10 protein-coding genes are annotated in these 16,524 nt (G+C 65.6%); all 10 read left to right on the top strand.

The window, feature by feature from the left end:
* Window positions 1–2 precede the first annotated feature (2 nt).
* The 10 genes from ACWEKM_RS06005 to ACWEKM_RS05960 all read left to right on the top strand — a co-directional run bounded on the left by ACWEKM_RS06005 (window position 3) and on the right by ACWEKM_RS05960 (window position 16,355).
* Window positions 3–368 carry a DUF4233 domain-containing protein gene (locus tag ACWEKM_RS06005; RefSeq protein WP_451619942.1) on the top strand — a complete coding sequence of 122 codons (366 nt, stop codon included), beginning with the start codon at window positions 3–5 and terminating at the stop codon, window positions 366–368.
* Window positions 369–437: 69 nt separating this feature from the next.
* Window positions 438–851, top strand: coding sequence for a nucleoside-diphosphate kinase (gene ndk, locus ACWEKM_RS06000; protein ID WP_451619941.1), 414 nt, complete (start codon window positions 438–440; stop codon window positions 849–851).
* A 578-nt stretch (window positions 852–1,429) separates the two neighbouring features.
* Window positions 1,430–2,449, top strand: a complete 1,020-nt coding sequence (locus ACWEKM_RS05995; RefSeq protein ID WP_004001297.1) for a rod shape-determining protein — start codon at window positions 1,430–1,432, stop codon at window positions 2,447–2,449.
* A gap of 163 nt (window positions 2,450–2,612) precedes the next feature.
* Complete coding sequence (gene mreC / locus ACWEKM_RS05990) at window positions 2,613–3,650, top strand: rod shape-determining protein MreC (protein WP_451619940.1); 1,038 nt, start codon at window positions 2,613–2,615, stop codon at window positions 3,648–3,650.
* A gap of 14 nt (window positions 3,651–3,664) precedes the next feature.
* Entirely contained in the window at window positions 3,665–4,342 is a 678-nt protein-coding gene (gene mreD / locus ACWEKM_RS05985; RefSeq protein ID WP_451619939.1) for a rod shape-determining protein MreD, read from the top strand.
* A gap of 204 nt (window positions 4,343–4,546) precedes the next feature.
* Window positions 4,547–6,793, top strand: a complete 2,247-nt coding sequence (gene mrdA / locus ACWEKM_RS05980) for a penicillin-binding protein 2 (RefSeq protein WP_451619938.1) — start codon at window positions 4,547–4,549, stop codon at window positions 6,791–6,793.
* A complete protein-coding gene (rodA, locus tag ACWEKM_RS05975) occupies window positions 6,790–7,989 on the top strand; it encodes a rod shape-determining protein RodA (protein WP_451619937.1) in 1,200 nt (399 codons plus the stop codon). Before mrdA ends, rodA begins: the two co-directional genes overlap by 4 nt.
* A 123-nt stretch (window positions 7,990–8,112) precedes the next feature.
* Window positions 8,113–9,627 carry a CYTH and CHAD domain-containing protein gene (locus ACWEKM_RS05970; protein ID WP_451619936.1) on the top strand — a complete coding sequence of 505 codons (1,515 nt, stop codon included), beginning with the start codon at window positions 8,113–8,115 and terminating at the stop codon, window positions 9,625–9,627.
* Between the two features lie 148 nt (window positions 9,628–9,775).
* Window positions 9,776–11,746, top strand: a complete 1,971-nt coding sequence (locus ACWEKM_RS05965; RefSeq protein WP_451619935.1) for a TIGR03960 family B12-binding radical SAM protein — start codon at window positions 9,776–9,778, stop codon at window positions 11,744–11,746.
* Between the two features lie 724 nt (window positions 11,747–12,470).
* Window positions 12,471–16,355, top strand: a complete 3,885-nt coding sequence (locus ACWEKM_RS05960) for an NACHT domain-containing protein (RefSeq protein WP_451619934.1) — start codon at window positions 12,471–12,473, stop codon at window positions 16,353–16,355.
* The last annotated feature ends 169 nt before the right edge of the window (window positions 16,356–16,524 follow it).

Raw genomic sequence — 16,524 nt, 5'->3', positions numbered from 1 at the left:
CGATGCGTACGCTGTGCTCCTCGACCCTGATCGGCGAGTTCTTCATCATCGGCTTCGCCGGGCTCGTCGCGATGAAGGACCCGGACCTGACGACGTCGACGGTGTGGACGGTCAGCGGGATCGCGATGGTCCTGTGCGTGCTGCTGTGCGGCGTGGTGACCCGGCCCGGCGGCGTGGCGCTCGGCTGGGCGCTGCAGATCGCGCTGATCGCCTCCGGGTTCGTCGTACCGACGATGTTCTTCCTCGGCGTGATGTTCGCGGCGCTGTGGTGGGCGTCCGTGCACTTCGGGCGGAAGATCGACGAGGCGAAGGAGAGATTCGCGGCGCAGGCCGCGCGATCCGGGGCCGCCGGGGCTGACGCTGCGTAACAAGGGCCTGGACACGCCCTGTAACCTCATCCCACCGCATATGCCCGTACGAATACGAAGGAGCCTTCCGTGTCTCAGCGCACTCTCGTCCTCCTCAAGCCCGACGCCGTCCGGCGCGGCCTGACCGGCGAGATCATCAGCCGTATCGAACGGAAGGCCGGCTGGCGGATCACCGCGCTGGAGCTGCGCACCCTGGACCAGGACACGCTGGAGCAGCACTACGGCGAGCACCAGGGCAAGCCGTTCTACGAGCCGTTGGTCGAGTTCATGGCGTCCGGTCCCGTGGTGGCGCTGATCGTCGAGGGCGAGCGGGTGATCGAGGGGCTGCGCGCCCTGGCGGGTCCCACCGACCCGATCGCGGCGGCGCCCGGCTCGATCCGCGGCGACTACGGAGTGATCGTCCGCGAGAACCTGATCCACGCGTCGGACTCGGAGGAGTCCGCCGACCGCGAGATCAAGATCTTCTTCCCGAACCGGGTCTGACCCCGCGGCGCGGCACGGCTGGGCGCTCTTGCCCCGCCCCATTCCGGGCACGAGGCGCCGGACCGCGGGGGTGTCGCCGAGGACGGGAGCGGGCCTTTCGGGCCCCGCGCGCGTGGCCGGTTGCCCGCTCCGGGTCCTTGACGGACCCGGGCCGCCGCGACCGCGCACCGGTCGGCCGGACCCGCCCGTCGGCCCGATGCCCGGGCGAGGCGCCACTCAGCGCTGGAAGGGCCCAAGGCGGCCGGCGGGTCTGTCGGTCTGTCCTCGTCGTCGCGCGAGGATGTTCTGCGGATTTTTCTGAGGGGGCGTCAGCGGGAGTGTACGGCTGAGCTGCGAGGGGGGTACATTTTCGGCCGCCGCTCGGCATATGCGTGGCGATCGGGGGAACGAGTGCCTCCGTTGGCCCGTCTCCACAAGCGAGGCGGCCGCGCACATGATGACAATGGCGAAGACCCTCGCGCAGTGTTCGTGCAGGCGCGTCTACGATGGAAGCCTTCACGCCACAGCACCCACTTCGCCAACCTGAACAGCACTCAAAAGCTCCCAGGAAGGCCAGACGAATCCTGATGGGGAACTCAATGTCGTTCATCGGCCGTGACATGGCTGTCGACCTCGGGACCGCCAACACGCTGGTGTACGTCAGGGGTCGCGGGATCGTACTCAACGAGCCGTCCGTGGTCGCGATCAACACCAACACCGGTGGCATCCTCGCGGTCGGCGCCGAAGCGAAGAAGATGATCGGACGGACGCCGGGCAACATCGTGGCCGTGCGCCCGCTGAAGGACGGTGTCATCGCCGACTTCGAGATCACCGAGCGGATGCTCCGCTACTTCATCCTGAAGATTCACAAGCGGCGGTATCTCGCCCGGCCGCGTGTCGTCGTCTGTGTGCCCTCCGGCATCACCGGCGTCGAGCGCCGCGCCGTCATCGAGGCGTCGTCCCAGGCCGGCGCCCGCCAGGTGCACATCATCGAGGAGCCCATGGCCGCCGCCATCGGCTCCGGGCTGCCGGTCCACGAGGCCACGGGCAACATGGTGGTGGACATCGGCGGCGGCACCACAGAGGTCGCGGTCATCTCGCTCGGCGGTATCGTCACCGCCCAGTCCATCCGCGTCGCGGGCGACGAACTGGACAACGCGATCATCCAGCACATCAAGAAGGAGTACTCCCTCCTCCTCGGTGAGCGGACGGCCGAACAGATCAAGATCACGATTGGTTCGGCGTACGACCTCGACTCCGACGAGCACACCGAGATCCGCGGCCGGGACCTTGTCTCCGGGCTGCCCAAGACGGTCGTCATCTCCGCCGCCGAGGTGCGCAAGGCGATCGAGGAGCCCGTCAACGCGATTGTCGACGCCGTCAAGACGACCCTCGACAAGTGTCCGCCGGAGCTGTCCGGCGACATCATGGACCGTGGAATCGTGCTGACCGGCGGCGGCGCCCTGCTGCGCGGCCTCGACGAGCGGCTGCGCCGGGAGACCGGCATGCCGATCCACATCGCCGAGGATCCGCTGGACAGCGTGGCGTTGGGCTCCGGCAAGTGCGTCGAGGAGTTCGAGGCGCTCCAGCAGGTTCTGGACGCCCAGCCGCGCAGATGACACAACGCTTCGATTCCGCCGTACGAGATGAGCCCCTCTCGTACGGCGGATCGCTGGTATAGAGGCATAAACTCCCGCAAATGGGCCCCCAGGGTTTGCGCTTAGGGTGCGCGCTCCGAGGGGGCCACCCGAATTCCTATGAGGAAGGGCACGGCCGCCGCACGTGAGGGACACGAAAGAGAGCCGGCTGCTCCTGGTGCTGCTGATCGCCATCGCGTTCGCGCTGATCACGGTGGACATCCGCGGCGGCCGGAACTCCCCGGTCGACGGTGCCCGGCAGGCCGCCGCCACGGTCTTCGGCCCGATCGAGAACGGGGTGTCCTCGGCGGTCGATCCCGTCGGCAACGCGGTCTCCGCCATCCGCGACTCCGGCGAACGCCACGACCGGCTCGCCCTGCTGGAGAAGGAGAACGCGGCCCTCAAGGCGAAGCTCGGCAGCGACGACCGCAACCGCAGCCGCCTCCAACAACTCGACAAGATGCTGAAGATCGCAGGCGAGGGCCAGTACGGCATCAAGGGCGCCCAGGTCATCGCCATAGGAGCGGCCCAGGGCTTCTCCTGGACCATCACCATCGACGTCGGCGCGGGCGACGGCATCAAGCGCGACATGACCGTCCTCAACGGCGACGGGCTCGTCGGGCGGGTCACCACCGTCGGACCCGACACCGCCACCGTGCTGCTCGCCAGCGACCCCGACTTCACCGTCGGCACCCGCCTGGAGGGCAGCGACGAACTCGGCTTCGCCTCCGGGCAGGGCGACCGCCCGCTGCGCGTCGAACTCCTCAACGGCAAGGCGGAGGTGAAGAAGGGGGACCGGCTCGTCACCTTCGGGTCGCAGGCCGACCGGCCCTTCGTGCCCGGCGTGCCGGTCGGCGTCGTCTCCCGTGTCGACCCCTCCAACGGTGGTCTGACCCGCACCCTGTACGTCACGCCGTACGTCGGCTTCACCAAGCTCGATGTCGTCGGCGTCGTCGTCCAGGCCCCGAAGAAGGACCCGCGCGACGAGGTGCTTCCGGCCAAGCCCAAGCCGACCCCGACCCCGACGGTGACCGTCACGGTCACCCCGTCCACGAACGCGGCCGGCACCATGGATCAGCAGCAGAGCGACGGCTCCTATCAGCCGCAGAGCGACGGCACCGATCAGCCGCAGACCGACACGACCGATCAGCCGCAGACCGACACGACCGATCAGCAGCAGTAGGAGCTGAATCCCCCATGCGCGTCAACCGGATCCTGCTCTCCACCGCCTTGGTCGTCATCGCCCTGGTGCTCCAGGTGAGCGTCCTCGCCCGGCTGCACCTGCCGGGCGCCGTCCCCGATCTGCTGCTGCTCACCGTCCTCGGCCTGGCCCTGGTGTACGGCCATGTCGGCGGCGCCCTCGTCGGCTTCGGCGCCGGCCTGCTCGCCGATCTCGCGCCGCCCGCCGACCACGCCGCCGGCCGTTACGCCCTGGTGCTGTGCGTCATCGGCTACCTCGCCGGGCTCGCCAAGCCCGACTACGGCCGGCTCAAGTCGGCCACCGGTTCCATGCTCGTGGTGGTCGCCGCCGCGATCGGTTCGACCCTGCTGTACGCGGGCGTCGGCGCCCTCGTCGGCGACACCGCCGCCCGCCATGTCGGCCTCGGCGGCCTGCTGTTCACCGCCGCCCTGTACGACCTGCTGCTGGCGCCGTTCGTGGTGCCCGGGATCATGGCCCTCGTCCGCCGTGTCGAGGGCGACCCGCTCGCCGAGACCGGTTCCGTGGCCAAGGGCACCGACATCTCCTCCGGCTGGCTCTCCTCCGGCACCGGGCTGCGCATCGGCGGTAGGCGCGGCGGCCTCGGCGGTCTGAAGACCAAGGCCCGCGTCCGCGCCGCGCGCGTCGGCCGCATCAAGGGGGTCAAGCGGCTGTGACGACACGGCAGTTCGGGACGGGCGCACACAGTTTCAGACGGGCACACAGCTTCATCGGATATGACACAGGCACCACTGAGAGGGGGCAACAGCAGTGACCAATGCCCACCCGTCGCCCACCACCGCCCTCATCCGAATGGGCTTCGCCCATGACTAATTCCCACCCGTCGCCCACCACCACCCTCAGCCGAATGGGCTTCGCCCATGACTAATATTCCGGAGACCGGGCGGACCCCGCGGGTTCAGATCCGGCTCGTCGTCATCCAGATCCTCGTCCTCTCCCTGCTCGGCACCCTCGGCGGCCGACTGTGGTACCTCCAGATCCGTGAGGGCGCCGCCTACCAGAAGGAGGCGTCCGGCAACCACGTCCAGCAGGTCGTGGCGCCCGCCGTGCGCGGCGCGATCCTGGACGCGCGCGGCGTGCCGCTCGCCGACAACGAGACCCGCCTGGTGGTCTCCGCCTCCCGTACCGAACTGCTCAAGCAGAAGGACGACGGCAAGGCGGTCCTCACCAAGCTGGCCGGCGTGCTCGGCATGTCCCCCGAGGAGGTCACGCAGAAGGTCCGGCTGTGCGACGCCAAGACCCCGCAGCCGTGCTGGAACGGCTCGCCGTACCAGCCGATCCCGATCACCGACGAGGCCACGCCCAAGCAGGCCCTGCAGATCCGCGAGCGCTCCGAGGACTTCCCCGGCATCACCGCCGAGCCGGAGGCCGTGCGCCGCTACCCCGGCCCCGGCAAGGCCAACACCGCCCAGGTGCTCGGCTATCTCTCACCGGTCACCGACGACGAGATCCAGCAGGCCAAGGACAGCGACTCGCCGTATCTGCGCTCCGACATGGTCGGCCGCAGCGGTCTGGAGCGCCAGTACGACAAGGAGTTGCGCGGCAAGGCCGGTGTCACCCGCTATGAGGTCGACAACCTCGGCCGGGTCATCGGCCAGGCCGAGTCCGACGCCGCCGAACCCGGTGCCAACCTGGTCACCAGCGTCGACTCCCGGGTGCAGCGCGTCGCCGAGTTCGAGCTGGACAAGGCGATGAAGACGGCCCGCCAGCAGTTCGACGACATCACCGGCGAGAACTACAAGGCGGACTCCGGCGCCGTCGTCGTCATGGAAGCGAAGACCGGCCGGATCGTCGCCATGGCCTCCGCGCCGACCTACGACCCGAACGTGTGGGTCGGCGGCATCTCCGCCAAGGACTACAAGGCGCTCACCGGGAAGGACTCCGACTACCCGCTGCTCAACCGGGCCATACAGGGTCAGTCCGCGCCCGGTTCGACCTTCAAGGTGGTCTCCACGGCCGCCGCGGTCGAGGCCGGATACACCTGGAACGGCGGCTACCCGTGCACCAGTTCGTACACCGTCGGCAACCAGGTCTTCAAGAACTTCGAGGGCGAGAACTTCGGCCCCATCTCGCTCGGCCGGGCGCTGGAGGTCTCCTGCGACACCGTCTTCTACGGCCTCGCCCACAACGAGTGGAAGAAGGACGGCGGCATCAACCCGAAGAAGGACCGGCCCAAGGACTACTTCTTCAAGGCCGCCCACCAGTTCGGCCTCGGCAAGGAGACCGGCGTCGACCTGCCCAACGAGGTCACCGGCCGGGTCCCCGACCGCAAGTGGAAGCAGTCGTACTGGGAGGCCAACAAGGACGCCTGGTGCAAGAGCGGCAAGAAGGACGGCTCGTACGTCGAGAAGATCGCCTACGAGAACTGCCTCGAAGGCAACCAGATGCGCGCCGGTGACGAGATCAACTACTCCATCGGGCAGGGCGACACGCTCGTCACCCCGATCCAGGAGGCCGTGATCTACGGCGCCCTCGCCAATGGCGGCACCATGTACACGCCGACCATCGGCAAGGCGATCATCAGCCCCGACGGCAAGTCCGTCCAGGAGATCAAGCCCAAGGCGCACGGCAAACTACCGATCGACCAGGCCGCGCTCAAGGGCATGGACGACGCCCTCGCGGGCGTGGTCACCCGCGGTACCGCCGCCTGGAAGTTCGGCGGCTGGCCGCAGAACAAGATCCCGCTGCACGCCAAGACCGGTACCGCCGAGGTCTACGGCAAGCAGACCACGTCCTGGCTCGCCACGTACTCCAAGGACTACACGGTCATCATGACCATCGCCCAGGCCGGTACGGGTTCCGGTGCCTCCGGTGAGGCCGTGCGCAATATCTACAACGCGCTGTACGGCGTCCAGGCGGACGGCTCCATCGACAACAAGAAGGCACTGCTGCCCACCCCGGAGAAGAGCCTGCCGAAGGTGCGCACGGACGGCACGATCACCTCCCCGAAGATCTCCGACGACCCGGTCAAGGACGTGCTGACCTCCCCGTCGCCGTCGGCGCCCGCGGACGGCACACCGCCCGCGGCGACCGCCCCGCCCGGCACGGGCAACAGCAACACCCGCAGACGGCCACGCCGCCGCGGCGGCCGGAGGATGCTCACATGACCGGCGTGAACAGCTTCTCCGTCTCCGGGTACGGGCCCGAGCGGGCCGGCTGGACCCGCGTCTTCGCCCGCGACTCGATGGTCCGCCGACTCGACTGGCCGATACTGCTCGCCTGCCTCGCCCTGTCCCTGCTGGGCTCCCTGCTGGTCTACTCCGCGACCCGCAACCGCACCGAGATCAACCAGGGCGACCAGTACTACTTCCTCATCCGCCATCTCATGAACACCGGCATCGGGCTGGCCCTGATGATCGGCACCGTCTGGCTCGGCCACCGCGCCCTGCGCAACGCCGTACCGATCCTCTACGGCCTCTCGCTCCTCGGCGTGCTGCTGGTGCTCACCCCGCTCGGCTCCACGGTCAACGGCGCCCACTCGTGGATCGTGCTCGGCGGCGGCTTCTCGCTCCAGCCGTCCGAGTTCGTCAAGATCACGATCATCCTGGGCATGGCGATGCTGCTCGCCGCCCGGGTCGACGCGGGCGACAAGAAGCACCCCGACCACCGCACCGTCCTACAGGCCCTGGGGCTGGCCGCCGTACCGATCATGGTCGTGCTGCTCATGCCCGACCTCGGCTCGGTCATGGTCATGGTCATCATCGTCCTGGGCGTGCTGCTCGCCTCCGGCTCCTCCAACCGCTGGATCTTCGGCCTGCTCGCCGCGGGCGCCCTCGGCGCGGTCGCCGTGTGGCAGCTGCACATCCTGGACGAGTACCAGATCAACCGGTTCGCCGCCTTCGCCAACCCGAGCCTCGACCCGGCCGGCGTCGGCTACAACACCAACCAGGCCCGCATCGCCATCGGCTCGGGCGGACTCACCGGCGCCGGGCTGTTCCACGGCTCGCAGACCACCGGCCAGTTCGTCCCGGAACAGCAGACGGACTTCGTCTTCACGGTCGCCGGCGAGGAGCTGGGCTTTCTCGGCGCGGGCCTGATCATCGTCCTGCTCGGCGTGGTCCTGTGGCGGGCCTGCCGGATCGCCCGCGAGACGACCGAGCTGTACGGCACCATCGTCGCCGCCGGGATCGTCGCCTGGTTCGCCTTCCAGTCCTTCGAGAACATCGGCATGACCCTCGGCATCATGCCGGTCACCGGCCTGCCCCTGCCGTTCGTCTCGTACGGCGGCACATCGATGTTCGCGGTGTGGGTGGCGGTGGGCCTGTTGCAGTCGATCCGGGTACAGCGCCCGATGTCCGCCTGAACGCCGACCAACACGGTCTGAAGGCCGGCCAATACGGTTCACTCGGGTGATGGCGGGAGTTTTCCCGCCATTCACCTCGACCTGACCCTGCCGTACCGGCCCGGCTGCCATTAGATTCAATTCATGGCGGATGCGAAACGCGAGATCGAGCGCAAGTACGAATCCGACGAGAGCGGCCTGCCCGACCTGACCGGCATCGGCGCGGTGGCGAACGTCCTGGACCGCGGCGTCGTGGAACTCGACGCCACCTACTACGACACCGCCGACGAGCGCCTGGCCGCCCACGCCGTCACCCTGCGCCGCCGCACCGGCGGCACCGACGCCGGCTGGCACCTCAAACTCCCCGTCTCTCCCGGCGTCCGCGACGAGATCCGGGCCCCGCTCTCCGACCGCGTCCCGCGCACCCTCGCCGCCCTGACCCGCTCCCGGATCCGGGACGCCGCGCTGCTCCCCCTGATCCGGCTGCGCTCCGCCCGCGACCTGCGCCACCTCGTCGACGCCGACGGAAGACTGCTCGCCGAGGTCAGCGTGGACGCCGTCACCGCCGAACGGCTCACCGGCGACGGCGGCACCGCCCAGTGGACCGAGATCGAGGTGGAACTCGCCGAAGGAGCCGACCCGGGCTTCCTCGACAAGGTGGACAAGCGGCTGCGCAAGGCGGGCGTACGACCGTCCGCGTCGCCCTCCAAGCTGGCCCGCGCCCTCGCCGAGACCGCCCCGCCGGACGGCACGGGCCGCCCCGAGCGGCCCGCGGCACCCGCCGAACCCGTCACCGCCGGCGACCATGTACTCGCCTACGTCCGCGCCCAGCGCGACGCGATCGTCGAACTGGACCCGGCCGTACGACGCGACGAATACGACTCCGTGCACCGCATGCGGGTCGCCACCCGCCGGATGCGCAGCGCCTTCCGCTCCTACGGCACGGTCCTCGACCGCACCGTCACCGACCCCGTCGGCGACGAGCTGAAGTGGCTCGCGGCCGAGCTGGGCGTGGACCGCGACCGCGAGGTGCTCACCGAACGCCTCACCGCGGGCCTCGGCGAACTGTCCCGCACCCTGGTCTCCGGCCCCGTCCGCGCCCGGCTGCGCACCTGGGCGAACGTCCGTCGCGGCGGCTCGCGCCGTCGGCTCGCCGACGTCCTGGACTCCGAGCGCTATCTGACCCTGCTCGACACCCTCGACGCCCTGATCACCGACCCCCCGCTGCGGCCGGCCGCGGCCGGGAAACCGAAGAAGGCGATCGCCAAGGCCGTACGCAAGGAGTTCGCCAAGGTCTCGGCGCTGATCGAGCAGGCGATCGGCCTCCCGCCCGGCCACGACCGCGATGTGGCGCTGCACGAGGCCCGCAAGAAGTCCAAGCGGACCCGGTACGCGGCGGAGGCGGCCACCCCGGCGCTCGGCGACCCGGCCGCCGACCTCACCAAGGCCATGAAGTCCCTGCAGACCCTGCTCGGCGACCACCAGGACAGCGTCATGGCCCGCCAGGCGCTGCGCGAACTGTCCCCCGTCGCACACGCGGCGGGCGAGAACGCGTTCACCTACGGGGTGCTGTACGGGCGCGAGGAGCAACGGGCGGCGGCGGTGGAGGCCGAGCTGCCCGAAGCCTGGCAGGCGGCCGCCACCCGGGCACCCGGCTGACGAAGCCTGGCCGTCATCTTGGGCGCCTGGCTGACGAAGCCTGGCGGGCGGCCGTCGCTTGGGCGCCCGGCTGAGCGTACGAGGGAGGCCATCGAGCGGGTTAGGCTTGATGGTCACCCCTGTCTGTCAGCTCACGAAGGTTCGCGAGATGCCTGCCGAAGCCGCCGAGGCCACGGAATCCGTCTTCCCACAGCTCGAAGCTCTGCTCCCGCATGTGCAGAAGCCGATCCAGTACGTCGGCGGAGAGCTCAACTCCACGGTCAAGCCGTGGGAGTCCTGTGACGTCCGCTGGGCGCTCATGTACCCGGACGCGTACGAGGTCGGCCTGCCCAACCAGGGCGTCATGATCCTCTACGAGGTGCTCAACGAACAGGACGGCGTCCTCGCCGAGCGCACCTACAGCGTGTGGCCGGACCTGGAGGCGCTGATGCGCGAGCACGGCGTGCCGCAGTTCACGGTGGACGGCCACCGCCCGGTCCGCGCCTTCGACGTGTTCGGCCTGTCCTTCTCCACGGAGCTGGGCTACACGAACATGCTCACCGCCCTGGAACTGGCCGGCATCCCGCTGGAGTCGCGCGAGCGCACGATCGACGACCCGATCGTGCTGGCAGGCGGCCACGCGGCCTTCAACCCGGAGCCGATCGCCGACTTCATCGACGCGGCCGTCATCGGCGACGGCGAGCAGGCCGTGCTCGACATGACCCGGATCATCCGCGCATGGAAGGCCGAGGGCCGCCCCGGCGGCCGCGAAGAGGTCCTCTTCCGCCTCGCGAAGACCGGCGGGGTGTACGTCCCAGCGTTCTACGACGTCGAATACCTCCCCGACGGCCGGATCGCCCGAGTGGTCCCCAACAAGTCAGGCGTCCCGTGGCGCGTCTCCAAGCACACGGTGATGGACCTCGACGAGTGGCCCTACCCCAAGCAGCCGCTGGTGCCGCTCGCGGAGACGGTCCACGAGCGCATGTCGGTGGAGATCTTCCGCGGCTGCACGCGCGGCTGCCGCTTCTGCCAGGCGGGCATGATCACCCGCCCGGTGCGCGAGCGCTCCATCACCGGCATCGGCGAGATGGTCGACAAGGGCCTGAAGGCGACCGGCTTCGAGGAGGTCGGCCTGCTGTCGCTGTCGTCGGCCGACCACTCCGAGATCGGCGACATCGCGCGGGGCCTGGCCGACCGCTACGAGGACGACAAGATCGGCCTGTCCCTGCCCTCCACCCGCGTGGACGCCTTCAACATCGACCTGGCGAACGAGCTGACCCGCAACGGCCGCCGCTCGGGCCTCACCTTCGCCCCGGAGGGCGGCTCGGAACGCATCCGCAAGGTCATCAACAAGATGGTCTCGGAGGAGGACCTCATTCGTACGGTGGCGACGGCCTACGGCAACGGCTGGCGCCAGGTCAAGCTGTACTTCATGTGTGGCCTGCCCACGGAGACCGACGAGGACGTCCTCCAGATCGCCGACATGGCGACCCATGTCATCCAGAAGGGCCGCGAGGTCTCCGGCTCCAACGACATCCGCTGCACGGTCTCGATCGGCGGCTTCGTCCCCAAGCCGCACACCCCCTTCCAGTGGGCGCCACAACTGTCGGCCGAGGAGACGGACGCCCGCCTCGGGAAACTGCGGGACAAGATCCGCGGCGACAAGAAGTACGGCCGCTCGATCGGCTTCCGCTACCACGACGGCAAGCCCGGCATCATCGAGGGCCTGCTCTCCCGCGGCGACCGCCGCATCGGCGCGGTGATCCGCGCGGTCTACGAGGACGGCGGCCGCTTCGACGGCTGGCGCGAGCACTTCTCCTACGACCGCTGGATGGCCTGCGCCGACAAGGCCCTCGCCCCGTTCGGCGTCGACGTCGACTGGTACACCACCCGCGAGCGCACCTACGAGGAGGTCCTGCCCTGGGACCACCTCGACTCGGGCCTCGACAAGGACTGGCTCTGGGAGGACTGGCAGGACGCCCTCGACGAAACGGAGGTCGAGGACTGCCGCTGGACACCCTGCTTCGACTGCGGGGTGTGCCCGCAGATGGATACTTGGCCACAAGTAAGTAACAGCGGGAAGAAGCTGCTGCCGCTGACGGTCAAGAAGGACGCTGCGACCAGCGGACATGCTCACTGACGTGAGTGAGGCGTTGCGGCGGATCGTTGACGTCCTGGCGGACAGCAGTGAGGAAGACAGGACCGCCGTGCTGAACGCGCTCGGCGCTCACGGCAAGCGGCAGGGGACCACGCAGGATGCGCCGAGAACGCCACTGCCGTCCCCTGGAGGCTCTTCGAGGATCCACTCCGAGGTGGAGTGGGTCTGAGGGGCTCGTGTTCCCGAGGCGGCTGTCTACGACTGCTTGCGCTGTCGGGGTGGCTGCTGCCTGCCGACGGGGGAACGTAGTGACTTCTACAGGGCTGAGCTGCACCAACAGCAGTACCTTTCGGACAGCAAAAACCCGAACGGGTACTGCGGGCTGGACAGACTGGGGCCTCCTGCCGGCAGGCATCGCGCCTGCTCCCAGCCAGAACTAGGTATCCAGGCGGCCAGCAACGGTTCGGCAGCCTACAGCGCACATCCGGCGCCCCGAGTGAGCCAACTCTACGAATAGCTCGCTCGTCCCGTCCCCCCCCAGAACGTAGAGCCTGAAGGATAGAGTCTGGCAGGGTCCTAACCGGACAGCCAGAAGCGTGGGACACGCAGATGGGGCGGGCATGGATTGGCTCACCCGACTCAGCACGCCGCTGGTTGGCGCACCCGCCACGGCCAGCGTCACGACACCCAATGACCTGAGTAGCGGCCACAACCGGATCTTTCTATTCCGCCAGCGGATACAGCCTCGCTGCACCACACTGGGTAGATGCGCTTTGATCTCTCCCGCTTGGGGCCCCGCGAATTCGAAAACCTGATTCAATCCATCGCTTTGGCGGAGATCGGGCCGTTTGTGACTATGTTTGGCGCGGGGCCGGACGGGGGACGTGAAGCGACATTCGAAGGCGAAGTGAAAGGCCCGGCGGGCGAGCAAATATGGGATGGATACGGCGTCCTCCAGGCTAAGTACAAGGAGGTGCCTGCTGCCCCCAGGGAAGAGGCAACTTGGCTGATCCAGCAGATCCGCACCGAGTTTTCGGAGTGGCGACAATCAGAGAAGCGCTCACCGAGGCCCGATTATGTCATCTTTGCCAGCAATGTCTCTCTGTCTGCTACACCTGGCACCGGCGGCATCGACAGAGTAACAAAGGAAATGGAGACGCAATGCGCCCGGCTGGGAGTTAAGGGTTGGGCTGTTTGGCATTCGGAAAATATCTGTCGCTTCCTGGAAAAGCACACCGGCATTCGCACGGCCTACTCCGCCTGGATTCTACCTGGCGACATTTTGTCGGCTCTCTATGAAAATCTACAGCAAGAAAAAATCGAAGTTGGCACTGCAATTCGGAATTTCTTGGCTCGTCAGCTACTGAAAGACAGGTATGCGAGCCTTGATCAGGCCGGAGCGGCAGATGACCGAACAACTCCCCTTGCTGATGTCTTTGTGGATCTACCTATCGGGCTCTCCGGCGAACATCGGCATACATTCAAGGCGCGCTGTTTGGAGACTCTAATTTCTGCCTGTGACGTCAACCATGCTAATAGCAGGTGGACGGACAACGACACTGAGTCAATCCCGAGCAAATTCGTTCTTGTCGGTGGACCAGGCCAGGGGAAGAGCACCGTAAGTCAGTTCATGTGCCAACTCTACCGTGCCTACTTGGTACGGGATACACCGTCCATGAGGAACGCGGACGTAAAAACCGCAGTAGCTAAGATCACCGGACAGGCAGAAAAAGAAGAGCTAGTACCAAGGGCTCGCCGCTGGCCTTTCAAAATCCCGTTGACCCGATTCGCCGACGAGCTGGCTCAAGGGCGATGCAGTAGTGTGCTCGACTATATTGCGATCAGGGTGAGCGAAGGCTCCACTGCCAACGTTTCTTCTCGACACATGCGGGACTGGTTGCGCGAATTTCCATGGCTTCTGATCCTTGATGGCCTTGATGAGGTTCCGGGTAGCAGCAACAGAGGTGAGATAATAGACCGTATTAATGATTTTCAAATTGAGGCAGATGAGTCAGGTGCCGATCTAGTCATCATTGCGACCACACGCCCGCAGGGCTACACAGATGAATTCTCGCCAGATAATTTTCAACATTTTACACTTCTGCCGCTTGAGACGAACCATGCTCTTTCGTACGGTCATAAACTGGCAATTGCTCGTCACGGTGCAGGCAGTGACAAGGTAGGTAGGCTGATGCGCCGGCTGCAGCAAGCTGGGGCTGAGACGTCGACGGCCCACCTTATGGGCACACCTCTCCAAGTGACAATCATGGCGGTCCTGCTGGATCGAGTAGGTAAGGCTCCAAAGGACCGGTACACGCTCTTCGCCGAGTACTATCGCGTTATCTATGAACGCGAACTTGAGAAAGAGGGGGCAGCAACCAATCTTCTGCGAGACCACTGGTCGGATATCAACTCCATCCATGCTGATGTTGGTCTACTACTGCAAGAGAGGAGCGAAAGGTCAGGAGAGACTGAATCTCGACTCATGCTGTCCGAGCTCAATGAGATCATTATCGAGAGATTGAGAGAAGAAGGACATGATGGAGAAGAACTCTCGCAACTAGCTGCCACCATCAGTAGGTCCGCGACCGAGAGGCTTGTTTTCCTCGTCCCCACACGCGAAGGGGAAGTGAGTTTTGAAATTCGCTCCCTTCAAGAGTTCTGGGCTGCGGACGCGCTGCTAAAGTGCACTGAAGAGCAGATTTCAGATCGACTCCGTGCTATGTCTCTGAACTCTCACTGGCGGAATGTCCTGCTGTTTGCCCTGGGTAATATTTTCGCCAATCGGCGTACGCTCAGAGATACAGTGGTCATGCTTGTTTCCGAGCTCAATACTCACTCAGATACCTTCGGGAATCTCCAGCGTCGCACCTTCATGGGTTCCCGTCTAGCCGTCGAAATCCTAAATGACGGCATGGTTCGGGCACCGCGCTACGAGGTGACTCTAGTAGAGGAAGCTTTGAAGCTCTTTCTACTTCCTCCGGGTGAACATGTCGCCATGTTTGCATCTTGTATAAATGATCGCGGAAAAGCAATCGTGCGGGACTGTATCGAATCCGAGTTGAGGGCTGGAAAGCCTCTCGGAGGCTCCGCGCTCCAGTTTGTGGGAGTGCGAGCCGATCACGGAGACACTTGGGCCGCGCATGTACTACGGGACCTGAGCTCTAGCGCGGATGTTAATTACAAGCTGCAATCTTTGATGACTGGGATTGAGTATTCGGTTCCATCACTGGTGCAGTCCATGGCTGACGTTATGGAACTCGAAGAGTCCTCGTCTCAAATCACCCGCGTTGCGAGTCGTCTTACGGTGTCGACTACGTATCTACTCGCACCCAGCGATGAGTTTTCAGCTCCTTCGTGGTTCGGAGTTTTTTGTCAGCTTTTTTCCGGCCGCTTGAATCGAAAGGGTGTCGTTGAAATACCCTTGTTTGACCGCCGGGGTGACGAGCGGAATGTAAGGGTGAATCTCTCGTCACTCAATAAGGGGTTCGATGGTTTCCGCCAACTGAACGAAGCAGGCTTTCCCCAGAACCACTGGGTTGCAGCGGTAGCCAACTTTTGTTGCATGCCCAACCGGGAATCCCTTTCTCTCGCTGTCCGGGCTTCCCTGCCTCATGCTGATTACGTAAAACGAATCGCTTTCCATTTCCCTTGGATCTTCTACTACGCCTTGGCCGGTGTACACGAGGGATCCATCTCGCTCAGCGATATCGGGCAGGGACATGTCGGTGACTTCGACGACTGGCTAACGGTCGAAGAGTCGTGGACGGGCATGGATGCGACTTCCCTAAAGTGCGGATTCGAGGATTGGCTCCGAAGCCGCGCGCCGTTTCTCCCCATACGCCCGGCCCGATTCGTGTATGGGCGCACAACCGCGATACGTCGATCTAAGGGAGCCCTCGTCAACTCCGTAGATGAGATCGTGGCTATCTGCTGCGAGCGGTCTCATCATAACGAAGGATCACGGATGGCAAGCCGTGTGCTTCGCACGGTGGTAGATCCAACTGGCGCCTTGCGCGACACGATTACTGTTGCGCAAGTGCGGAAGCTAGTGGAGCTCGCACAGTGCGACGCTGGAGTCGCATTTGGATGGCTCGACTCAATACCGTGGCACCCGAGTTGGTTTGACCTGATCGATGTGGTCGGTAGATCCTACAAGATCGGCCGGGCGTGGGTTCCTCCCCTTGATCAAGAAGTGGTGCGCTACTGGGCAGATGACTTTGAGCGAGTGGGCCTCGGAAAGCTGATCGTTTCACAGGCAGGGCGTAGCAGCTTTGATGGCGACGTGCGGCGCAAGATAGTGCGCGCTTGGGAGGAATTGGCCGAAAGGCCAGATCCTATGGATGATCTCAAGCTAACCATCGGGTTGGCCGCTATACTTGCTGCGCCTCCTGCGGATGCTGCAGATGTGGAGCGCCGTTTGTCTTTGCTAAGAGAGGTAGAGGCTGCGGGCGAGGGAAATGTGGAGCCGATTATTCATGGATTCCTTCTCGATTACGCGGAGCCCAGTATCGACTTTGCAGTGAAGATCTTGGATTGGGCGGCTGGCAAGGAGAATGAAGAACTGCTTTCTGATCTATACGATAAAATTGCCAAATTCCAGTCATCCGCCCCAACGACTATCTCCTTTTCGCGCATGCGCCCCAGCTAAATTACACGGTAGGGGTAGCGGCTGAGTAGGTTGCCCCAGCAGGGCTTCCGCGACGAGGACGAGCGAAGAAGCGGTGGCTGCCGCACTGGCTGCGGCGCTTCAGATCCTCGCCCGTCTACGCCGTCGGCTTGCTCCGGGACTCCCGAGCCGGGCCCTGGCTTTGGGGCGT

It is taken from the genome of Streptomyces sp. NPDC004752, assembly GCF_053601275.1.
This window is presented reverse-complemented; position numbering and strand designations above follow the sequence as displayed.

Excerpts from the sequence above, each read along its gene's own strand:
- ACWEKM_RS05970 (WP_451619936.1), top strand. The coding sequence starts at position 8,113 with ATGGCGGATGCGAAACGCGAGATCGAGCGCAAGTACGAATCCGACGAG.
- mrdA (WP_451619938.1), top strand. The coding sequence starts at position 4,547 with ATGACTAATATTCCGGAGACCGGGCGGACCCCGCGGGTTCAGATCCGG.
- ACWEKM_RS05995 (WP_004001297.1), top strand. The coding sequence starts at position 1,430 with ATGTCGTTCATCGGCCGTGACATGGCTGTCGACCTCGGGACCGCCAAC.
- ACWEKM_RS06005 (WP_451619942.1), top strand. The coding sequence starts at position 3 with ATGCGTACGCTGTGCTCCTCGACCCTGATCGGCGAGTTCTTCATCATC.
- mreD (WP_451619939.1), top strand. The coding sequence starts at position 3,665 with ATGCGCGTCAACCGGATCCTGCTCTCCACCGCCTTGGTCGTCATCGCC.
- ACWEKM_RS05960 (WP_451619934.1), top strand. The coding sequence starts at position 12,471 with ATGCGCTTTGATCTCTCCCGCTTGGGGCCCCGCGAATTCGAAAACCTG.
- ACWEKM_RS05965 (WP_451619935.1), top strand. The coding sequence starts at position 9,776 with ATGCCTGCCGAAGCCGCCGAGGCCACGGAATCCGTCTTCCCACAGCTC.
- rodA (WP_451619937.1), top strand. The coding sequence starts at position 6,790 with ATGACCGGCGTGAACAGCTTCTCCGTCTCCGGGTACGGGCCCGAGCGG.